Source organism: Shewanella inventionis (assembly GCF_019931735.1).
GTDB classification, from domain to species: domain Bacteria; phylum Pseudomonadota; class Gammaproteobacteria; order Enterobacterales; family Shewanellaceae; genus Shewanella; species Shewanella inventionis.
Genome location: NZ_CP082926.1, coordinates 3,367,629 through 3,388,734 on the forward strand (window position 1 = coordinate 3,367,629; position 21,106 = coordinate 3,388,734).

The 21,106-nt window shown below is 40.9% G+C and carries 31 protein-coding genes; 27 read left to right on the forward strand and 4 right to left on the reverse strand.

Translation table 11 applies throughout. The annotated features are described in order from the left end of the window. Positions 1-2 precede the first annotated feature (2 nt). The 22 genes from K8B83_RS14945 (at position 3) to K8B83_RS15045 (ending at position 9,834) form a co-directional block, all read left to right on the forward strand. The gene (locus K8B83_RS14945) at positions 3-722 is read left to right on the forward strand and encodes a HipA family kinase (RefSeq protein ID WP_223417802.1); all 720 of its coding nucleotides are present in this window, start codon (positions 3-5) and stop codon (positions 720-722) included. Then, on the forward strand, positions 719-1,567 hold the full coding sequence (locus tag K8B83_RS14950) for a DUF3037 domain-containing protein (RefSeq protein WP_223417808.1): 849 nt from the start codon (positions 719-721) through the stop codon (positions 1,565-1,567). The genes K8B83_RS14945 and K8B83_RS14950 overlap by 4 nt, the downstream gene beginning before the upstream one ends. Before the next feature lie 1,053 nt (positions 1,568-2,620). After that, positions 2,621-2,869, forward strand: coding sequence for a hypothetical protein (locus K8B83_RS14955; RefSeq protein ID WP_223417814.1), 249 nt, complete (start codon positions 2,621-2,623; stop codon positions 2,867-2,869). Between the two features lie 173 nt (positions 2,870-3,042). Continuing rightward, positions 3,043-3,399 (forward strand): hypothetical protein, encoded by a 357-nt coding sequence (locus K8B83_RS14960; protein WP_223417816.1) that lies wholly within the window; start codon positions 3,043-3,045, stop codon positions 3,397-3,399. Continuing rightward, entirely contained in the window at positions 3,392-3,568 is a 177-nt protein-coding gene (locus K8B83_RS14965) for a hypothetical protein (RefSeq protein WP_223417818.1), read from the forward strand. The genes K8B83_RS14960 and K8B83_RS14965 overlap by 8 nt, the downstream gene beginning before the upstream one ends. A gap of 10 nt (positions 3,569-3,578) precedes the next feature. Further along, complete coding sequence (locus K8B83_RS14970; protein WP_223417820.1) at positions 3,579-3,800, forward strand: hypothetical protein; 222 nt, start codon at positions 3,579-3,581, stop codon at positions 3,798-3,800. Between the two features lie 134 nt (positions 3,801-3,934). Beyond that, entirely contained in the window at positions 3,935-4,495 is a 561-nt protein-coding gene (locus K8B83_RS14975) for an ead/Ea22-like family protein (protein ID WP_223417822.1), read from the forward strand. Next, positions 4,488-4,889, forward strand: coding sequence for a hypothetical protein (locus tag K8B83_RS14980; RefSeq protein ID WP_223417824.1), 402 nt, complete (start codon positions 4,488-4,490; stop codon positions 4,887-4,889). Before K8B83_RS14975 ends, K8B83_RS14980 begins: the two co-directional genes overlap by 8 nt. Beyond that, on the forward strand, positions 4,886-5,239 hold the full coding sequence (locus K8B83_RS14985; protein WP_223417826.1) for a hypothetical protein: 354 nt from the start codon (positions 4,886-4,888) through the stop codon (positions 5,237-5,239). Before K8B83_RS14980 ends, K8B83_RS14985 begins: the two co-directional genes overlap by 4 nt. A gap of 9 nt (positions 5,240-5,248) precedes the next feature. Continuing rightward, positions 5,249-5,461 (forward strand): hypothetical protein, encoded by a 213-nt coding sequence (locus tag K8B83_RS14990; protein ID WP_223417828.1) that lies wholly within the window; start codon positions 5,249-5,251, stop codon positions 5,459-5,461. Continuing rightward, complete coding sequence (locus K8B83_RS14995; RefSeq protein WP_223417830.1) at positions 5,458-5,772, forward strand: hypothetical protein; 315 nt, start codon at positions 5,458-5,460, stop codon at positions 5,770-5,772. The genes K8B83_RS14990 and K8B83_RS14995 overlap by 4 nt, the downstream gene beginning before the upstream one ends. Beyond that, complete coding sequence (locus K8B83_RS15000; RefSeq protein ID WP_223417832.1) at positions 5,769-5,987, forward strand: hypothetical protein; 219 nt, start codon at positions 5,769-5,771, stop codon at positions 5,985-5,987. The genes K8B83_RS14995 and K8B83_RS15000 overlap by 4 nt, the downstream gene beginning before the upstream one ends. After that, positions 5,984-6,376 carry a DUF7694 domain-containing protein gene (locus K8B83_RS15005; RefSeq protein WP_223417834.1) on the forward strand — a complete coding sequence of 131 codons (393 nt, stop codon included), beginning with the start codon at positions 5,984-5,986 and terminating at the stop codon, positions 6,374-6,376. Before K8B83_RS15000 ends, K8B83_RS15005 begins: the two co-directional genes overlap by 4 nt. Next, positions 6,351-6,728 carry a hypothetical protein gene (locus K8B83_RS15010; protein WP_223417836.1) on the forward strand — a complete coding sequence of 126 codons (378 nt, stop codon included), beginning with the start codon at positions 6,351-6,353 and terminating at the stop codon, positions 6,726-6,728. The genes K8B83_RS15005 and K8B83_RS15010 overlap by 26 nt, the downstream gene beginning before the upstream one ends. An 8-nt stretch (positions 6,729-6,736) precedes the next feature. Continuing rightward, on the forward strand, positions 6,737-7,744 hold the full coding sequence (locus K8B83_RS15015; RefSeq protein WP_223417843.1) for a phage N-6-adenine-methyltransferase: 1,008 nt from the start codon (positions 6,737-6,739) through the stop codon (positions 7,742-7,744). Then, entirely contained in the window at positions 7,741-7,977 is a 237-nt protein-coding gene (locus K8B83_RS15020; protein WP_223417851.1) for a hypothetical protein, read from the forward strand. The genes K8B83_RS15015 and K8B83_RS15020 overlap by 4 nt, the downstream gene beginning before the upstream one ends. Continuing rightward, positions 7,970-8,770, forward strand: coding sequence for an HNH endonuclease signature motif containing protein (locus tag K8B83_RS15025; protein WP_223417853.1), 801 nt, complete (start codon positions 7,970-7,972; stop codon positions 8,768-8,770). Before K8B83_RS15020 ends, K8B83_RS15025 begins: the two co-directional genes overlap by 8 nt. After that, the gene (locus K8B83_RS15030; RefSeq protein WP_223417860.1) at positions 8,767-8,997 is read left to right on the forward strand and encodes a hypothetical protein; all 231 of its coding nucleotides are present in this window, start codon (positions 8,767-8,769) and stop codon (positions 8,995-8,997) included. Before K8B83_RS15025 ends, K8B83_RS15030 begins: the two co-directional genes overlap by 4 nt. Then, complete coding sequence (locus K8B83_RS21650) at positions 8,994-9,119, forward strand: hypothetical protein (protein ID WP_263283549.1); 126 nt, start codon at positions 8,994-8,996, stop codon at positions 9,117-9,119. The genes K8B83_RS15030 and K8B83_RS21650 overlap by 4 nt, the downstream gene beginning before the upstream one ends. After that, positions 9,116-9,439, forward strand: coding sequence for a hypothetical protein (locus tag K8B83_RS15035; protein WP_223417862.1), 324 nt, complete (start codon positions 9,116-9,118; stop codon positions 9,437-9,439). The genes K8B83_RS21650 and K8B83_RS15035 overlap by 4 nt, the downstream gene beginning before the upstream one ends. Beyond that, positions 9,423-9,629 (forward strand): hypothetical protein, encoded by a 207-nt coding sequence (locus tag K8B83_RS15040; RefSeq protein WP_223417869.1) that lies wholly within the window; start codon positions 9,423-9,425, stop codon positions 9,627-9,629. Before K8B83_RS15035 ends, K8B83_RS15040 begins: the two co-directional genes overlap by 17 nt. Beyond that, a complete protein-coding gene (locus tag K8B83_RS15045; RefSeq protein ID WP_223417871.1) occupies positions 9,622-9,834 on the forward strand; it encodes a helix-turn-helix transcriptional regulator in 213 nt (70 codons plus the stop codon). The genes K8B83_RS15040 and K8B83_RS15045 overlap by 8 nt, the downstream gene beginning before the upstream one ends. Before the next feature lie 104 nt (positions 9,835-9,938). Here the strand turns inward: K8B83_RS15045 and K8B83_RS15050 are convergent, their stop codons facing one another. Then, positions 9,939-11,150: a tyrosine-type recombinase/integrase gene (locus K8B83_RS15050; protein ID WP_223417873.1), complete on the reverse strand. Its 1,212-nt coding sequence runs from the start codon at positions 11,148-11,150 to the stop codon at positions 9,939-9,941. A gap of 186 nt (positions 11,151-11,336) precedes the next feature. Here K8B83_RS15050 and sbcB point away from each other — a divergent pair, with 186 nt between their 5' ends. The 5 genes from sbcB to K8B83_RS15075 all read left to right on the forward strand — a co-directional run bounded on the left by sbcB (position 11,337) and on the right by K8B83_RS15075 (position 17,573). Then, the gene (sbcB, locus tag K8B83_RS15055; RefSeq protein WP_223417875.1) at positions 11,337-12,758 is read left to right on the forward strand and encodes an exodeoxyribonuclease I; all 1,422 of its coding nucleotides are present in this window, start codon (positions 11,337-11,339) and stop codon (positions 12,756-12,758) included. 45 nt (positions 12,759-12,803) lie between these two features. Then, complete coding sequence (gene cdd, locus K8B83_RS15060; RefSeq protein ID WP_223417877.1) at positions 12,804-13,700, forward strand: cytidine deaminase; 897 nt, start codon at positions 12,804-12,806, stop codon at positions 13,698-13,700. A 207-nt stretch (positions 13,701-13,907) separates the two neighbouring features. Continuing rightward, positions 13,908-16,988: a YdbH domain-containing protein gene (locus K8B83_RS15065; protein WP_449618984.1), complete on the forward strand. Its 3,081-nt coding sequence runs from the start codon at positions 13,908-13,910 to the stop codon at positions 16,986-16,988. Positions 16,989-17,065: 77 nt separating this feature from the next. After that, a complete protein-coding gene (locus K8B83_RS15070; RefSeq protein ID WP_188740747.1) occupies positions 17,066-17,230 on the forward strand; it encodes a YnbE family lipoprotein in 165 nt (54 codons plus the stop codon). Positions 17,231-17,240: 10 nt separating this feature from the next. Then, complete coding sequence (locus K8B83_RS15075; RefSeq protein WP_308419234.1) at positions 17,241-17,573, forward strand: YdbL family protein; 333 nt, start codon at positions 17,241-17,243, stop codon at positions 17,571-17,573. A gap of 92 nt (positions 17,574-17,665) precedes the next feature. On the opposite strand, the gene K8B83_RS15080 is transcribed toward K8B83_RS15075, so the two are convergent. The 3 genes from K8B83_RS15080 to K8B83_RS15090 form a co-directional block, all read right to left on the reverse strand. Beyond that, complete coding sequence (locus tag K8B83_RS15080) at positions 17,666-18,070, reverse strand: hypothetical protein (RefSeq protein WP_188740724.1); 405 nt, start codon at positions 18,068-18,070, stop codon at positions 17,666-17,668. A gap of 352 nt (positions 18,071-18,422) precedes the next feature. Then, positions 18,423-19,046 (reverse strand): 2OG-Fe(II) oxygenase, encoded by a 624-nt coding sequence (locus tag K8B83_RS15085; RefSeq protein WP_188740725.1) that lies wholly within the window; start codon positions 19,044-19,046, stop codon positions 18,423-18,425. Positions 19,047-19,248: 202 nt separating this feature from the next. Then, positions 19,249-20,988 carry a SulP family inorganic anion transporter gene (locus K8B83_RS15090; RefSeq protein WP_223420081.1) on the reverse strand — a complete coding sequence of 580 codons (1,740 nt, stop codon included), beginning with the start codon at positions 20,986-20,988 and terminating at the stop codon, positions 19,249-19,251. Between the last annotated feature and the right edge of the window lie 118 nt (positions 20,989-21,106).

Below are 21,106 nucleotides of genomic sequence, written 5' to 3' on the forward strand. Positions count from 1 at the left end.
CCATGGCAATAGAAATAACTCAAGTAATCAGGCGAATGGAACAAGGGTTTACTCAACCCTATATATGTGGCTGCAGTGATGGAGCAAAGTATGTGGTTAAGGGGTCTAACACCACTGGGAATCAACTTGCGATCGAATTGATTTGCGCTTTCTTATCTAAAAACTTCGGATTACCTCTACCTGACTTCGCACTGATTCGTGTGCCACAAGAAATTATTGACAGTGGTGCATTTCCTGGGCTTGATATCGAATGGTGTTTTGGTTCAAAGCTTATTGACAGCCTGACAGAAATGCTCTTCACACAGATTAAAAAAATTGATAAACAAGTAATGCTAGACCTTTATATTTTTGATTATTGGATTAGCAACCCCGATAGAAGCCTAACCAAACATGGTGGGAACCCGAACGCCTTTTACGACATAAGTAAATCTTCACTTATTATTTTCGACCATAACTTAGCTTTTGATGAACAATTTTCAGTTGGAACTCATAAAGAACTTCATCTCGCATCAACTGTATGGAATTGTGAGCAAACAAGAATTGATGATAAACCTATGTACAGTGAACGGTTTGCTATAATAATGGATAATTGGCAACACATTATTGAACAAGTCCCATCAGAATGGTTCGAAAATGAAAATGCAAAATCTAGCTTCATGGCAAACATCAAGGTAAGATTGCTATCTTATACAAATAATCAATTTTGGGAGGGGATTAAATGAAGCAATTATGTCACTACTCTATCATTCGCTTTATGCCGTTTCTTGAAACTGAAGAATTTGCCAATGTGGGTATCCTTCTTGTTACACCACAAACTGGGTATTCTGCATTTCGATTAGCACCAAAACGATTTGCCAGAGTAACAGACTTTTTTAATGACCTAGACGGTAGTATTTATCAAAAAGGTTTACATCTTTTTGATGAAGAACTTAAACGAGTGACTCAAGAATACGGTTACAGAACTGGCAAGAACTTGTTAAATGCATTTCAGGAAGTAACCCGATTAAGAGAAGGTGTTTTCAGATTTGGTACTATGTCAGCTATTCTTTGTGATAACCCAGAACAACAACTTGATGAGTTATATGATTATTACGTAGGTAGAAACTTTGTTACGCCTGAGTACCGCGAACAAGTCATGGTAAAAAGTCTCCGTAATGGGTTACGTAAACACGTAGATGGCCTACGTTATGTGCAAAAACAATTGCACGGTGATTTGAACACCGCTATCAATATGCCATTGGTTGCTGCTGTTGATGATTATTACAAAGTGATCAAACCTCTGGCCTTTGATCAGACTAAACCCATTGGCTTATTGGAGCATGGCGAAAAATGGATCGGCCGCGTAAAACGCTTACTTAATAATAACGCTGTTCTGCCTCAAAATATGTTGTTTACTGTAGAAGAACCAGCGAAGAATAAAAGCGAGTTAAAAGCTGTATACTTAGAGGTTGAGCGAGAAATTGACAAATTGGGGATAAATGTTGTCCCCTTTGCCGACAAAGAAGCAATTTATCAATTTGCAAGAAAATTACATCAGCCAGAGGCAGCTCCATTTAGCCTAACCTAACTCAGTTAAGTTCAATCCATACACCAAACCCGCTTCGGCGGGTTTTTTATTGCCCAAATTCGACACCTACCCCTGTTATAGCGCGAAACCTCTACCACAAAACAACACATCACCGCCCCTGAAACCATAAAAAAATGTAAATAATTATAAATAGAAATAAATAAATGTAGGATTACCTACTAAATGTGTTGACACAAATTAGTAGGATAACCTACTATCTAATTATTGATTAGCAACTGCTCAGCAGAAACCCTAATCCGCTCTTTAACAAACTGAACCATGAACGACTAACCACTGGATGGTGCCCTCATCAATAAGGGTACCAAACAGTACTAGGTCACTCCAAGAGCCAGCGATGGAGGACAGAAATTCGCTGAAATAGACTTGTACGCCTATTGTGGCGACCGGGTATCAGATTGCTCAGATAGGCAACCAACCAGGGAAAACCCCTGCGGCTGATAAGGGACATGATCCCGCCCTGCGAGCATGACCCGCAACGCGTACAACCCCGCCAACCATCGGCGGCTAGGTAGATGGACAAAGCCCCTTACTTCTTTTTTGCAATAAAGATCAAGTGATGGCGCATTGGGAAGCAGTTTGCACAATCGGTTAAATGGCGCATTTTTTAATGCGCTGAGTTACGGCGTTACAAAGCGTCAGCCTATGACGAAAGCTCGGAAGGCCGTACACAAACTGCTTCACCAATGTGAGAAAGCCAACTAATACATAGGATGTGCGTAATGCGAGTTAAATATTGCCTAATATCAGGGTGGGTGTTGTTTTCAATCCATATCGTTTTGTATACCGCTTACTTTATTTCTGTGCAGTTCGATAGCTTTTTGGTGTTCGGCCTTAAGCCTTCTAATGCGATTGACCTGCTCTCGGTAGCGATTTACAGCAGTTATTTGTTGCTTGTATTTTTTTACGTCCTTGGTAATAGAAAAAAACAGAATGCCCATAAATAGCAAAGCTAAAGCCGAAAAGATGTAAATCAACACCAGCGATCCATCATTAATCAGTAGTTTTCTTATGCCTAATACTAAGGATTATGCCATGCAAACATATGGCCGAAGCACATTGGAAATTGCCGAAGACAACCTGCTTGAGCTGGTGAGCCCTGTGTTTAACATCAGCCGAGGTGATGCACAAAGACTGTGTATTCATCGCCGCGAACTTGGCTCTGATTTCAGAAAGGCAGGCCAAGTATTGCTAGATGCATGGGAAGGTACAAGGGAACAAATTGAAAGCGTTAATAAACTGCTACTTGCAAAGCGATTGTGCATTTTAAAAAACTGCAATTAGCGTTACCTCTAAATCGAGTTGATTCGAACAACCAAACAACTCGATTTATTAAAACTGCATGGAGTTTCGCTATGCAATCACAACACCCCGACTTTATCGATTTGCTCATGCAGCTGATCGCTAAATTAATCCCGTTCGATTTGTTTTAACCATCACATTAGCGCGAGGAAGATATGCAAATTAACTATCAAGAAAGTAAATCAGTGATTGAGGCCAAATTGATAATGAACCTTGGCATGGCATGTCGCCTCGCATTAATGCCAAACCTAATGAAATGCCCTACCGTTCGCCAGCGCATTAAAGAGCTGGAAGACTATTTGCAGTACAACACATGCACTGCGTCATTTCGAATTAACTATGTTGAATATTCAGGTCAACTCAATGACATCTGCTGCATGCGAGTCAATTGCGCTAATAAAATCCGAGTTTACCGTACCCAGCAGCAGCTAATGCCAGTAATACACACTTGCAACAGAATAAACGACTGGCGAAATCGTCAATTGGGTATGCAAGGAGTGAACCATGGGTAAACAACCTGCAACGCTAGACTGGTGCGATAAAAAGATTGCTGAAATGGACCAGATGATCCGCGATTTTCCGGAGCACACTCACAGGTTAACACGCTTAAAAGCGGGTTTTATCGTCACAAAAAAACGATTAACTCAAATCCACCAGCTGCATATTCGTCAATTTCAATGAGGGCATAACGATGTTTTTTGTATTCGGAGTAAGTGAAACGATAGTGAAAAAGGCCGCAGATAAAAAATGCAGTCGATTCACTGGGACTTATCCAAATAGACGAGAGCTATCACTTGAAGAATATCAACAAAAGTTAGCAAAAACCCGTGATGACCTGTTTGCCAAAATGAAAGCACAAAAACTGAGTCACGGTTTGTCAACACCCAGTTTAGCAAAGCATACGCAGAGCTAACCAAAGCACAAGAACGATGCCGTGACATTGAAATTAGGTACAGAAAGCCAACCGGTGCAGTTAATCCAAAAACGAAAAAAGACGTTTTGGAATGGACTACATACATAGGCTAACAATCGAAGAGAGCAGCGTTTATGAATAAACAAATACCAGCTTTTTTAATTGAAATGTCAAAGCAGATGCACGAGCAAGATAACCGCTACACCGCTGAACCAATTTGGCAAGTGCGCTATAAACGCTATTTAGTTACCGAGCAAGGTTATGACGAACATCATTGGGAAATAATTCGTGAAGATGACGGCGACCCAGTTTATCGCTCTCATATTGACAGTGACTACAAGAAACTTGCTGAGGCCTTAATTGATAGCGACAAAGATTGGTGCATCGAATGGTGTGACGATAGTGAAATTGTACTTGGTGATGAAGATGATTTTATCGCTAGCTTTTCAATGCAATATAACCCTGACGGTTGGATTGATTTACCCGATGGCTATAAGCGCCTATATCTTCAAGAAGTAGAAGAAGTAATTAAAACCTGTTTAACCGAAGCTGATGCAAGAGCTTTTATTGCACGAAAGCAGCACGATTACCCAAAGCTCTACACCTATGTTGAATCAATGGTGTATTGCCCTCAGATGATTGAACTACGCAACTGGATATTGTCATTGACTAAGGCAGAGGTGAGCAATGGCTGAAAAACTTACCCCTAAGCAAATCGCAGCCAGAGCGTATTACCGCGCAAATCGTGACTACATACTTGCTCGTTGTCGCGCCAAGTATCACGAATCAGTAGGTAATAAAGTACCTGATTTTGTGTCAGTTAAAGTCGCGAAGAAAGCAGTAAAAGCAGTTGAAACGCCCAAGCCTACAAAAGCAGAACCGACCAAGGCCGAAATTGAGTTTGGTAAACAGCTAGACCCGCAAAATCGATTTAACGGCGTGATTAATGCCGGTGATGAATACAAAGACCGCAAGGCCATCAATAAAGCCATTAGCGACCAAGGCAAGGTAAAAACAGCAGCACGACGCAGAGCCGAAGATATACGCCTAGCGCGGGAATTAGGGTTAAGTTTGGAGGATTTAGCATGAGCCAACGTTATAGATATTCAGATTTCGTTACCGAAGATGGCGTTAAATTGTTATTGGAAGTATTCAATGAAGTAAAGCAAACCCCAAAAGGTGCTTGGGTCGAGCATTCTAAATGGTATTCAAAAAAACGCTTTGTATTGAATGGTGGCGGCAAGCGTTATTGCCACCAAACCAAACAACAAGCTTGGAATGCTTATCGTCGGCGCAAGTTATCACAACGCAGACTCGCGGCCGATGCATTAGCCAAAGCTGAATATGCACTAGAACAAATAGCCCTGATGGATTCGCCACCAGAAGAAAGCAAAATTTTAGGCAAGCCAGAATACTGGTTTAACTACGTGTTTGATTAAGAGGTCAGCATGAACATGTTAAATGACGCAGCAGTTTTGAGCGTGATAATTAATTCAAAGATGGGAACGGCGCACTACTTTTCTTTGCAAATGAAAAAATCTGCAAATCCACTATCAAGAATTAATGTTAGCGCAGCGTTACAGCGTTTAAAGCGTAAAGGGTTGGTAACTAATGATGGACACGTTTGGCGATACTCGCCGAAGAAAGGCGGTGCAGCATGAAGCCATTTGAATATATCAACACATACTACAACGTTAATGCTGAATTAGGCAGAAAGGTAGTTGTCGATGGTGAGCCTGGCGTAATTGCTAAAGATTGCGGACACTACATTGGTGTCAACTTTGACAAACATAAACCTGGCGATATCTCTAACTGTCACCCTACTTGGCGCGTTGAGTACGGTGCAATTTGCAAAATAAGAAAACCGACAGCATCACAGCGTAGATACCAACGATACTTAGAGCGTGGCGATTGCTTTGATAGTTTTAAACATTTCTTGTTATGGGAATCGTCACAAGGCGGTGCAGCATGAATATACACCAATTAATTAATTTGGATATGGGCGAAGCTGTAGATTGGCTTATTAGTAATTCAAACGATTATGCCTTAGTACCTAGAACCCCAACAGAAGATATGTGTGAAGCATTTCATGATGCACAAGATGAATGGGAAAACGGCGGTATTGAATCACCAGACCACCAATGGTCTGCAATGATCAATTCACATGAAAATGGAGGGTCTGTATGAGTACTCAATCATTAAAATCGTTTACAGAAATACCAAAACAAGACTGGCCACCACACCAACAAAAAACATTAGTTAGAGTGCTCTTATCATCAGAGTTTCTTGTGCAGCAATTTGTTGAAACGGATGGCTTAATAAGATTAAGCATATGCAAAACAAATCGAAAAGGTAATCGTTGGGCTGATGGAATAACTTGGGACCAGCTACAAGAAATAAAAATGCATGCTGGATTTGGTAGTAAATGCGCTGTAGAGGTTTTCCCAGAAGATTCCAACGTAGTGAACGTGGCTAATATGCGGCACATTTTTATTTTACCAGAAAGACCTGCATTTGCCTGGACTAAACAACCTTCATATAAGGCAGAACATGAACTACCTTCTCCCCGGATTTGAATCGACAAAACGACTGACATTGATACTTTCACTCACTCGCATTAGCTCACCAGACATTATTTCTGCTCTAACCCTTCATTACACAACTTCATTACCAGCCGAACGTGCTGCGGCTCGTCACCAAATTGAATTATCTAACTTAGTGCGCAATCAAAAGAAGCTCGAAAAAGTGGCAGCAACCATTGAGTCGATAAAATCCATTGATTGGGAAAAGCATCAAGCCAAGTTAACAGCTGTTGAAGCTAGAGTAACGGAACTCGAAGCGTTAATTGAACGAGCATCAAATTACCTCAACGCGATCGGCATGAATGAAGAATTAGAAGCCGAGCTTTTTAGCGCTATCAATAAATAGGACTCAACATGAATGTCACCAGCAAATACGCACAATCATTAGCCGAATTAAAAGCAAAGCCTACTCACTATTTAAAAGAAGTGGGTGATCAATGGCAAACGCCACCAGCATTGTTTTGGGGGGTATTTGCTAAATTTGGTCCATTCGTTTTAGACCTATTCACCGACGGTGAAAACAACAAATGCGCCAACTATTACACCGCTGAAGATAACGCACTAATCCAAGACTGGGCAGATGACTTGAATGGATGTAAAGCATTCGCCAACCCACCTTACTCCCGATCAAGTTATGAAGATGAGCAGGCTATTACCGGGATGCGTAACATCATCGAAAAAACCCGAGCTGAACGAGACAAAGGCGCCAAGGTAATTTACTTAATAAAGTCCGCAACCAGTGAAGTATGGTGGCCAGAAGATGCTGATCACGTTTGCTTTATTCGTGGTCGAATTAGTTTTGATTTGCCAACCTGGTTCAAACCTGCAAATAAAAAACAAGCAGCATCAAGCGCGGGGTTTGCCTGTGCAATTGCGGTATTCGACAAAGACTGGCAAGGCTCACGCATGAGTTACATCAACAGAGACGACTTATTGCGCGATGGCAAAATCATATTAGATATTATCAATGCTGCAGCGTTGCACATTCCAACCGCGATAAATGCGCAAAAAACCATTGAATACAAAAACGCTAGCAAGGTTACAAATGAGTCAATCGACTTGGAAAATACAACTATTGAGTCTAACTATGGTGATGTCGTTACAAATGAGCAAATTGACTTAGAGCACTTGATTGCCCAGGTTAAGCATAAAGAAGCAGCTTTTAGTAAATGGCCAAGCGAAGTGCAGTATGTAGTTGAAGAAGCGTTTAAAGCCAACCCAAACAAGTTCAACGATTATCGACAAGCGGTATTAAGTGAAATAGCTAACACACGGTTACTCGAACAGCAGCGACCAAGCAAAATTATCGCAGAATTGTCTGAAATGCTTGAGCGAACTGAACCAATGAGGGCTGAAGCATGAAGAACAAGTTAATCGACTTAAACAATCACCTGTTTGCCCAAATTGAACGCTTATCTGATGAATCAGTTAAGGGTGAAGCGCTAAAAGAAGAAATGGCACGTTCAAAAGCCGTTGCTCAGATTGCATCGCAAATTGTAGCAAATGGTCGCTTGGCGTTAGATGCGCAAAAATTGTCACCTGAGTTACCAATTGGCCGACGATTGCCTCAAATGCTGGAGAATACGAATGGCTAGGTTTTTATACACAAAGCAAATGATTAGATTTTTAAAGCGTACATATAAGGATTATTCACTCGCTGAAACAACCCACTTATTTAACAGTAAATTCTCTCTCAACAAAACCATATCTCAAACAAAAAGCACACTGAGTAACCATGGCATAACCTGCGGCCGAACCACTGGAGAAATAAACAAGGGGAAATCTCGGTTATTTACAGCAGAGCAACATAAATGGATTGAAGCTCAGTATAAAAAACATTGCCTTAAAGACTTAACCGCAATCTTCAATTGTACTTTTAATACTTCTATGACGGCCTCCCAACTACGCTCATTCACCCGTAATCATAAAATCAAATCAGGCAGAACCGGGCAATTTAACCCTGGGCAAACAGCCTGGAATGAAGGAATGAAAGGCTGGGATGCTGGAGGTGACTCACATAAAGCAAGATTTAAAAAAGGACATATTCCCCTTAACCAAAAACCTGTTGGTTCGGAAAGAATCGATACTAAAGACGGTTATGTCATGGTGAAAGTTGCAGACCCTAACACCTGGCGATTAAAGCACATTGTTGAGTGGGAAAAGGTCAATGGGGAAATGCCTGATGATCACGTGCTTTGGTTTATTGATAACGATAGAACCAATTGCGATCCAAATAACCTAATGTTGGCAACAAAAGGCCAGCATGCCGTGGCCAATAAGCTTGGTTTAGGTAATGCAGATGCACAGTCAAAAGAAACGGTAAAACTGCTCGCACAATTATCCATTACCGCGGCCACTCGTAAACGAAACAACAAGGTGGAGATATGAACAAATTTAGTACTCGACAAGGCATTGTGACAATTTCACAGCCCTTCTTCACGCTCATGCACGATCAGCGACAGGTCACAGTGACATATACCCCTAATAATTTCAGCGGCTGGGGAATTTGCAAAGACTATAACGCAAATGAAATCGCCGATTTTACTCAACCCGATGCTGAGCTATTTGCCAGCAACGCTGATTCTAAACTTCGTTTACCGGGGTATGCAGCATGAAAAAGTCAGAAATAATTAAACAAGCGCTGCGTCAATGGTACACCCTGCCTCGTGATCAAGTGGGTTCATGCCAACAATACATGAAAACACTCGCTGAAAAACTGGCGAAGGAAGGTAAATGATGAATATTGTCATAGAGCAGAAGTCAAAATTGATTGAACATTACTACATAAGCGAGCATATGAGCGGTGATCAAGTTGCAGCAACTCTTGGTTTGAGCCCGTTCATGGTAAAAAAATATTTAAGAGAAAAAGGTCTGTCAAGAAATCGGCAGGAAGCAAGATTGAAATGCGCTGCAACTTTAAGGGGTAAAGATTCAAATATCTCATCAAGTCCTTACGAAATGCAAGAAGCAAGAGAGTCTCGATTGTCATTGCTAGCACTGCAACTTGTTGGAAAAAGGCACCAAAACTTAAGGAAAGTAAATGATGTCGATGAATGACTTATTGACCCAAGCACGCTGTGAAATCGCTAGCTTAAAAAAGCAAAATGCAGCATTAAAGCAACAAATAACGCTATTGTCTCAACGGCCTGAGTTTGACCTTTCAACGGTGCATGGGCGTGAACAGGCGGTCATAAGCAGGTTAAACAAGCAAATCAAACCGGATTCTATGGTGGTAAACGATGAATAACCAAGAGCAAAAAATTTTTACGGCAACTCAACAAGAGCCATTATTTTTAAAAACCAAAGAAGTCATGGAAAGATATCGCATTCGATCAAGTGCAACACTATGGAAATGGAGGAAGGAGCTCGATTTTCCAGCCCCTATTCATAACGGGCGGTTCTACAATATTCAAGCATTAGAGAAATGGGATGAAAAGCAGTTAAGCTCATAAAATTGCCTGATTGAAGGTTTCGCTATGCTAACAAGTTAGGTTTTGTTTTTAATGCAATTCCAAAGCTAAACCTAACTTGGTATTTAGATGCACAAACAGAAAACTTAAGCCCTTTTCTCTAAAAAGGCCACAGTCCTATCACCTTTCGCGGCTAGCAGTAGTCGCTCTGTCCACATTTTGTAAGCCAAAGCTTGCTCGTCCAACCAATCATGTTTGTTATACACAGCCATTACCCCGCCTAATACATGCCCCAGCATTTTTTCAGTAACATGGGGCAAAACTCCAAGCTCAGAAAGCCTAGTAGAAATAGTCCGTCTAAAATCATGTAGGCGCCAATCAGGAATATCAACTCGAGGTTTCAACTCTCGGACCAATTTGTTTACCGATGCTATACCAACAGGTTTTTTAAAATCGTTTGGAGCAGGGAAAGTCCAATCTGAGCGGTGTAACGCCCACTGTTCTTGTAGTAACTCAAGAAATGCCGCGCTTATTGGCCTGCGGATAGGTAAGTTAGTTTTACTGTTAACAACGGGTACCGTCCAAACCATACTGTCTAAATCAAAGTCGTCACGCCTAGATTTTAACAACTCAGACACACGTGCACCGGTCATCATGCAAGCTTTAATAGAATTGGTTATGGTTCTGGTTGCCCTTGTCTTATCTAATTCACGCCAAATTTTACCGCACTCAATAACGGTTAAGACTCGTGAGCCAACCGTTGAAGTAGAACCAATATCTGAAACCCTAAGCTGCAGAACATCAACTGTCGTAATAAGTTGACGGCGAACAGACCAGTTTAAAACAGTTTTTAACTGCTTTAATATAGCGCCCGATGTGACACGACTCACTTTTGACTTGTTATCAAAAAACTCTATCCACTCGCCTAGTGTGATATCTTCAACAAGACGCTCAGAAAAGGCTGAAAATAAATGTACACGAAAGCATGATTGGTAAGTCGCAACAGTACCAGGCTTTAACGAACTGCCCTGCTTCATGAGAAATTGTTCGCAACAATATCTTACAGTCGCCATGCCACGTCTTGTATTACGTTGTTTCCAATAGACTCTTGGATCTGTATCATTCGCTAAGGCGTTTCTTAGCTCAGGCACAAGTTTTCTTGCCTCAGCTAATTTAATATCAGGATAGCGGCCAAGCGTAAGACGACCAGGTGCAGAGCGATACCTGAATCGATATTGCCAAGTAATTGTTCCAGCATCAGTGATGCGAACACTAAGCCCATCTCGATCAGCAAGCTCTGGTTTACCAGAATATGGCTTGCCTACTATGGAGCGTAACTGTGTGTCAGATAAAGACATTTTGAAAGCCTGTGTACATATTTATAAAAATATCATCTGATTTTATGACACAAACAATGATATGTACACAGCAAGGTACACAAGACAACGAATAGCAAACAAAAACAATATAAATAAAAGCGAAAGGTTTTAAATTTATTTAACGATGAATTACATAAAGTTAAATGCAAAAATGAGTCAAATAAAATGAATACAAATCATGATAAAAAACAGTCGCTTTTCTGGCACGATTATGAAACGTTTGGTGCTAACCCAGCCAAAGATCGTCCGTCGCAATTTGCAGGGATTAGAACCGATCTCGAGTTAAACATTATTAGTGAGCCAGAAACTTTTTACTGTAAACAATCACCAGATTACTTACCGTCACCAGAAGCAATCCTCATTACAGGTATCACCCCACAACTGGCAAATTTAAAAGGCATTCCTGAAGCTGAGTTTATGCGCCGTATCAATAGCTTATTTAGTCAACCTAATACCTGTGTTGTAGGTTACAACTCATTGCGCTTTGATGATGAGGTCAGCCGTTATGGTTTTTACCGGAACTTTATCGACCCCTACGGTCGTGAATGGCAAAATGGTAACTCTCGCTGGGATATTATCGATTTAGTCAGAGCCTGTTACGCATTTAGGCCCGATGGAATTAATTGGCCGTTAAAAGAAGATGGAACACCTAGTTTTAAGTTAGAGTTGTTAACGCAAGCAAATGGGTTAAGCCATGAAAAAGCCCATGATGCAATGAGTGATGTTTACGCCACCATAGCCATGGCAAAACTTATCAAAGAAAAACAGCCTAAATTATACGACTATTATTTTAATTTACGTCGTAAACAAGCCGTTGCTGAGCATATCGATGTATTAAAAATGCAGCCTTTAGTGCATGTCAGTTCAAAAATCAGTTCGCTGCATGGTTGTACAACATTAATCGCTCCCGTGGCATACCATCCAACCAATAAGAACGCGGTGATCTGTGTCAATTTAGCCATGGATATTTCACCATTGCTCGAGTTATCTGCACAAAAAATTAGCGACAGAATGTACACTTCGCGACATGATCTAAGTGAAACAGAGCTGCCAATACCGATAAAACAAATTCATTTAAACAAGTGCCCATTTATTGGATCGCCAAAATTACTTGACGATGAGGTAGCTGCAAAACTACAGTTTGACAAAGCTTTTGCTCGTGAACAGTATAAGCGTTTAAAAAATAACCCTGAAATCCGAGAAAAACTCAACCAGGTGTTTGATTTAGAGTCTGATCGTCAACCAATTACCGACCCAGACCTGATGTTATATAGCGGTGGTTTTTTCAGCCATGCAGATAAAACTAAAATGGAGATCATTTGTCATACCGAGCCGCATAATTTAGCCGCTTTGGAATTGCAATTTGATGATCCACGCATAAATGAAATGTTATTTCGTTTTAGGGCGCGCAATTACCCTGAAACGTTATCCGACAATGAAGCTCGCCGGTGGCGTGATTTTTGCCAGCAGCGCTTATCGGATGCAGATTATGTGATTAAACTCGAAAACCTGGTCGAAGAAACCAGCGAAAATGAACACAAACAAAAGTTACTTAAAGCCCTATATCAATACTTACAGTCATTATAGTGAATTATCACTTAGCCCGATTTATTTCATTTAAGGATTAAGGGAATGCAAAATCGATTTTTAGACAGCATTACTCAGTTAGACAAACCATTAGCAACCGCATTGGCACCATTATTACATGACCAATTTTGTGGCCACATTGATGCAAACCAGTTTGCCATGCTTGTTAAAGCAAGCGGTAAAAAAGAGCAACAAGTATTAATGGACTTATTACCCATTGCAGCAGCACTTGCCAACCCACCTATTAGTGAGTTTTATGTTGGAGCGATTGCCAAGGGTGCCAGTGGCGATTTGTACATGGGCGCAAACTTAGAGTTGCCAGGTGAAGCATTGTTTCACAGCGTTCATGCAGAACAAAGCGCCATTAGCCATGCTTGGTTAAGCGGCGAAACTGAAATTGTTGATATTATCGTCAACTTTAGCCCTTGCGGCCATTGTCGTCAGTTTATCAATGAGTTAGTTAACAGTAGTAAAATTAACATTCATTTACCTGAGCAAGAAACTAAGCCTTTATCTCATTACCTTCCTTATGCATTTGGTCCAGCTGATTTAAATGTAACTCAGCCATTACTGTGTAAACGTGAAAAAGAATTTAGCTTAAATTCAGACGACCCAATGATAATTGAAGCACTTGACCAAGCAGGTTTAAGTTACGCCCCTTATACAAACAGTAACGCTGCTGTAGTGCTTGAAACAACCGACGGGGCGACTTTCTGTGGTCGATATGCCGAAAACGCAGCATTTAACCCCTCAATGCAACCGATGCAAATGGCATTGTCTAACCTCATTAGGCACAACCGTCAATACACTGAAATTAAACGAGCGGTATTGGTAGAATCCTCAGAAGGCAAAATCAGTTTAGTGGGCGCCGCGATGGATGCGTTACATGCTATCGCTGCTGTTGAACTAGAGCACATTGTTGTTGAACCTGTTCCAGCTTAATAGGTTAATCGAATCTGCAAAAGGCGCTTAAATGCGCCTTTTTTATTGCCATATTGGCGCACTAAAGGGATTAATTATCTTTTATAGGCTAATTCAATCAAACTGTTAACATGCTAATCTTAAGTTAAATCGAAATTGATTTAACGACATAATTGAGCTGTAACAACGCTAAAGCACAGCAAAACAGAAGCAACGAGTGAGTCACTATTGCGCATATTCACCATAAAACGGATTTTAATTTTTATACTGTTATGTACAGTAGGATTTGTGTGGGCAATTATCGAACACGCTAAACCCCTTACGGTTAAACTTGTTAACAACTTGCTGGCCGATTATCACATTGAAGTACTCAACTTTGATGTCGAATACGTTTCATTAAATCATCTTTATATTCCTAAACTTATCCTCAAAATAGAAGACAGTCATATTGCAATTCAAGAGTTTAACCTTGAGCTGCGCGACAGTATTCAAATACTGAAAAACCAGCAACTGAATGCAGATGACATCGTCAGTATTGACACCCAAAGCGTGTATGTTGACCTTGGTGAACGCTTTTTTATTAGGCAATCTCAACAAACTGAAGACTCGCCCGCCACATTACAATTAAATCTCACTCAACTGCCTACCATTAACCTGGGCAATATTACGATCACATTACCCGAATTAGAGCCCACACAGGTAAAACAACACAGTTTTGCCATGGATAATCTCACCTTATCAAAAACCGGGCAGTTAACAACCCTGTGGCGATTTGATGATTTCCCGCTTTTTGAAGTTGATGCCACCTTAGGAAAACGCCATTGGGAATTTAACACACAGGTCGATTTAGGTTTAAGTTATCATGGGCTTGAGTCATTACAGCAATACTTAGATTTGTTACACGAAAAACAATTTACGACCCATGCTAATAATAACCTTTTGAGTAACCTACAAAAGCAACTCAAATTTGTTCTAGCCCCAATTGAAGAACACCAAGTCGCGATTAAAGGCCAATGGACTAGCCACAACCAATTAAATTTACTGACAGGAGAGCTTTTAAGCCAACAATCTTTAAGTGAGTTTTCGCTATCCTCTGCACGTTGGCCAAGTGTTTTTTTTACCCCTGAACAACCGATACACTTTACTATGGGGTTAGGTGTTTACCCTGTAATCGATGCATTTACATCAGCAAAGGCAAGCAAACCACTTGAAACATATGCAGTAAAACTCAATGTCGCACCAATAAATTATCAGATTAGTCCCAGCGTTTCGGACACCGAACAACTACTGAATTTACTGATCACCGATACAGAAACCAGAAAACGGATACAGCAGCAGCTCCAACAGCTGACTGCGCCAGGTGAGCAAGCCCATTTGGCTATCCAAATGACAAAGCCCATCGACGCTTTCATTCCACTGCAAAACAGCACCTTAGCCGCTCAAATAGCAATACCCGACCTGACATTACGTCTTATGGGGCTAGGATTAAATACTGAATTGTCAATGAATCACATCAAGGCAAATAGCCAACAACAATGGCACAGTGAATTTGATTGGATTATTCTATTACCCCATCACGAAACAACAGCTGAAAATAAACAACGTATTAATTTAAAAACAGTATTACCCAATCTCGACATTGAACAATTAACCTTTGAAAGCGCAGCAATCAATCTTTCAGGTGAAGTCAGCTCTCACCAAAAAAACGATATCAAACTCAGTTTGCTCCCAAGCTCTAGTATCACGCTTAACCAGTTGGATTTTGCACAGCAAGAAGGAGATACCACAACCCATGCCATTCAAAAAAACACCACGGCAAACATTGCAAAGGTACTAGTGAGTGTTAAGCAATCCTCAACCTTTCATTACAATAAAAATCTCGACATTACGCTGTCCCCTTTCAGCATTGCAGTAAACAAATTAAGTGGCCAACATGTCGTTCGTCAAAAAGGCAGTAAAACGATCACCTCCTTTGCATCGGCAAATTTGGCGAGTATGGACGTTGAGCAAAAAATCTCTTTGGCCATTAATGCTGATGAATCAATAGAACAAGCCATTGAACGTTGGATACAAACGCCTATGGCAAACCAAATAGTCTGGAATATTAAGCAGCTCGATGCGACAAAGCAGACAGGGAAAAGTCGTCGCCAACCACTATTAGCTCTCGATAACGTTAACTTACGCCAACAACTTAACTTATCTAAAGGGTTATTAGTGGGCAGCGAGCAATGGCAACTCGATTCACTGACATTGAGTAGTTACCATTTGTTAAAATTTGCCGATCCAAAGAGCCCATTATCATTAGCAGGACAATGGACTTTTGATACCGATATAAACACCGCACTTAATATGCTAAAAAAAGTTCAACCATTACCCAATAACGTTTCCCTGCACGGCCATAGTCGTTTAGTTGCTGGGTTTGCTTTAAGTGAACTCAATAATAGCAGCCAATTTGAAATGAAAATTCAGCAGAAACTGTCGTCATTATCTGGCAATGTTGCTGGCAATGCCTTTGTGGGTGGCGATGTATTTGCCCAATGTCAATTTAACTGGCAACAGCAACACGACAAACCAAATACTCCATTGGAGGCTCAGCATTTTGCCCAAAGTCAATTGGTGTGCCCCCAAACTGCTATTAGCATAGAAAAAGCCAACATCGGCTTATTGATGACTAACCTCAACATCAATGCCAATATCGAACTAACAAAAGATGGCAACAAGCAGCCAGAAAACTGGTTACAGCAAATCACTGGCTTAAGTGAAACTAATGTCAGTTTAACCGCCAGTGGTGACATGCTTGACGGGCGCTTTTTACTGCCAGAATTTGTGCTAAAACTGCATGAAAAATCTCATGGCTACCTTTTACTGCAGGGATTAAGTTTGGCCCATTTTTTAGAAGAACAACCTCAAGTCGGTGTAAAAGCCAGTGGCATATTTGATGGTGTGTTACCCGCAGAATTGGTTGACGGTAAAGTGACCATAGCAGGCGGTAAACTCGCAGCTCGTTCACCTGGCGGTTTAATTGAAGTTGCGGGAAATCCTGCAATGGATCAACTTGAATTATCTCAACCTTATTTAGAAATAGTATTTACAGCACTTGAGCACCTTAACTACACTGAATTAGCCAGCACCTTTGATATGAACCCTAATGGCGATGCATTTATTCATGTCGCAGTAAAAGGGAAAAGCCGTGATATTGAGCGTCCAGTACACCTAAATTACGATCACCAAGAAAATCTTATTCAATTATACAAAAGCACACAAATTGGCAATCAACTGCAAAACAAAATAGAAACCAAAGTTCAATAACAAAAGCAACTGAAGATCATTGGTCTAAAAAGGAAATCCACGTGAAATATTGGTCGATATACAAGAGTAGCCTCAGCATGCTAATTGCTGCATTCGCCTTGTCTGCGTGCACACCAACCGTAAAGATTGATCCGCCAGACAAACCCATAGTCATTAATCTCAATGTTAAAATAGAACATGAAATTAAAATCAAAGTCGATAAAGAATTAGACTCTTTGATTGAAAATGATGAATTATTTTAGGCCCAGAAACATGATGAAATCTTCATTGGTTATCGTGACCCTGCTTGCCACCAGTATTCTGTGGTGCTCAAATGCTTGGGCAGTGACATTACAACAAGCCAAATCGTCTGGCTGGGTTGGGGAACAAACAAACGGCTATTTAGGTGTAATAGTTGATAATGCTGAAGTACAGCAGCTGGTATTAACAATCAATGCCAAACGCAAACAATATTATCAAGTTATTGCGACGCGTAATCATATTTCTCTTGATACTGTAGCTAAACTTGCAGCGCAAAAGGCCATACAAGCCGCTGAGTCTGGTCATAAAATACAAACGCCGCAAGGAGAATGGTTAACTAAATGAGCGTTAATTAACTGTTCCGCTTACGACGCTATCGACATTGATCGCGATACCATCAACATTTGAGGCAAAATCAACACTATATTGGTGCAATATTACATTGTCGCCATAATCCAATAGTCTAAGCGCTTTTGAGGCTCTGCAACTAAGCTCTTACAAGAGTCTTTATATTGCGTCATTAACGCGCCTAAGTTGTTCGAACCTGCCAGCTTTTCAATTTGCTTCTGTTTTGCCGTAACCACATCCTTATCGACCTGCTCAGGGCTACGATACTTACCAGCAAGAGTTATTGCATCAGTTGCAGAAGTCTTTAAACGCTCGCCTACCGCCATCATTTGCGGCGCATTCATCGCGCTTATCGCTTCAGAGCTAATTTGATAATAGGCAGCGCATTCCACTAATTCATCGGTAAAGGCTTTTTCAGCTGCATCTTCTGCAAATGAAGCCGTACTGAAACACACAAATGATGCAGCCAAAATCCACTTTGCTGGTTTGAACATTCTATTGTCTTCCTTATGTAAAATAATTTGATTTTCTAGTCGCCAGACCCTAAACAATCACACTCGTTAGGTCTTTGCTACGGTTAATAAAATTTGAACTCCCGCAGCACAAACCTATGATAAACACGACACATATCACATTATCGTATATCAATAACGTGTGAATTGAAAAGCCTCACTGAAGATAGGTTAGATCATTTATTGTAAGCGAACATACCAAGCAATACGCTTTACACACTGATGTGGGAGTAATTGAAATTAAAAAAGGTGTGATAAAACACAGATAACCGTTAGCTAAAACATTACCTGTGTTGAATATCATAATTATTTATTGTAAATCATGCCCTTGAGATTAAAAACCGTGGTTGGAGTTACTCACTCTAAACCAACCTGCAATACTCTTACGGGTTTTAAACGTTGGACGCACTTCGTGAGGAAAACGCTCACTTAAAAACAGCACCAGAGTACCAATTTTAGGGCTGACCACATCTAAAGCTTGGTCAAGTTCGTCATAAATAACCAGCTCGCCACCATCACATTCTTGCCAATCTGGATTTAAGAAAAACACTGTCGATAAAATTCGGTTTTGGCTTCCATGCAGAGCATCAACGTGTTTTTTATAAAACGCGCCAGGTTCATACACAGCGTAATGGCTTTCAAAATCAAACAAGCCCATAAATAGTCGACGATTTAAACCATCTTTTAACTGGTTCATAATAGAGAGATATTCGCGATCGGTATGATCTTGATTGTCTAACCAACTAATTTTATCCGAGCGGATCTCAGTATTGACCTGTTGCTCAATACCTCTACCAATGGCTGCTTTTTTAAAATCAATATCTTGCTCAGCTTGCATTTTTTCAAGCAAGGCTAAGCTTACATAATCAGGAATGATGTCAGATAAAAGAATGTATCCTTTATCGACTAACGCATCTGCGATCACATCCAGCATTGCTTCACTTACTTGCGAAACCATACATGCTACATCCAACAGAAAGACTACGCTTTTTACTTTACTTAAGGACTCTAAAAAGAAGTTAAGAGCCTGATTTTCGAGGGGGCGTCGATACAAGGTATGATTGCCATACCTCAGTTATTTTGTGCGATTTTATAGAATAAAATCGCACATAACAACAGTTATTAAAACACCATAAAATCAGTAGTTTAAAGCAGATTCATTAAATTTGACTGTGTGATAGTATCGATTGATTAGCTGCAGTCGTTTCTGCACTTTCTGACGTTGGCTCAGTCGTTGCTGCTAAATGGCTTTGATGTAACTTGAGCGCTAAATATAAATCTGAGCGAATGATAATCCCCTCTTCGCCTACCACCATATCCGTTTGCTCAAACCAACTGATTAGCTGACGTTTTCTGCCAGCTAACACTAGGCTTACACCGCGTTTACGCAGCAATGCCTCTATGTCGGTTAACATCGCCATCACACTCAAATCTAAATGTGTAAAACATGGCACGGCGTCAATCATGACACAATCAACGGATTCAAGCTGATTTTGCCTAGCAAACCGTTCAAGTAACCTGCGTTTAAAATAGGTTGAATTAAAGTAAGTTAACGGTGAATTAAAGCGGTAAATAAATACTCCCGGAACCGCCACAGCCTTGTCACTGCCGTCAATACTGCGAATAATCCCTTTAGCGTCAAGCCCTAACACTTGATCGGTTGGACGCATCACCGTTCGTAAAAATTGAAATAAACCAAGCAATACCGCGAGCGTAATACCAGGGATCACCCCAATAAATAGCACCGCAAATAAGGTTGTCAGGGCTAAATAAAATGCTTGGCGATCGCGAAGGCGTAGCACCCAAATTGCTTTAAAATCGATAAGGTGAACTGAAGCAATCACCAATACCACACCTAAAGCGGCACTGGGAATGTATTCAAGTGGCGCGGTTAAAAACACCGCCACTATGGCTATCAATACCGCAGCAATAATAGACACTAACTGGGTTTTACCGCCATTAGCATCGTTAACCGCGGTGCGAGAGTCGGCGCCACTCACGGCAAAGCCTTGCGATAACGCCGAGGCGATATTGGCTAATCCTAACGCTTTAAACTCTTTATCGGCATCAATATCATAACCGTTTTTTGCCGCAAAACTGCGGGCAGTCAACATCATACTCACAAAGCTGACCATGGCTAAGTTAAGGGCAGGCATCACCAGTTCTCGCGCAATACCAATATTAAACACAGGTGTTTGAAACGAAGGTAAACCGCCAGCAACAGAGCCAATGACTGCAATATCGTATTGATTGAGATTGAATAACCACACCAATAAGGCGCCCACGGCAATGGCAAACATTGACGCTGGCCAAGTAGGTTTAAGCCGTTTCATCACAAAGTAAATAATCACAGTAAGTACTGCCATTAAAAATGTAGGTACGTGGGTTTGCGATAAATAACTCGGGGCGCCACTTAAGCGCTCAAGAAGGTATTTTTCATCAAAGGTAAAACCAAATATTTTGGAGAATTGCCCTACAATAATGGTAACAGCAACCCCGTTTAACAGCCCCATTAAAATGGGTTTAGACAAAAAATCAGCCAGTACGCCTAATTTAAATCGACTGGCAATTAAGCACCAAAAACCCGTCATCACCGTCATGGTCATCACTAACTGCCAATGCATTAAGCTATCACCAGCAGCCAATGGTGTAACAACCACAGCAATCACAGCACAGGTGGCAGCATCAGGGCCAACAATAAGTTGTCTTGAGGTGCCAAACAAGGCGTAAACCAACATGGGGAGCACACAAGAGTACAAGCCAACAGCGGCGTTTACGCCGGTGAGCTGTGCATAAGCAATCGCAACAGGTAATGCCACGGCCGCAACAGATAAGGCTGCGGTCACATCGTCTTTAAGCCAACTTTTTTCATATCGAGCAAAGGTCTCTAAACCAGGCATAAACTCAAACAATCGATTTAAAATCACAACAACTCCAATGTAATCCCCTTGGTAGCTATCATAGTTTTATTTCAATTTGATTACGACACATTCAATTGTGACCTTTAAAAAAATTTTC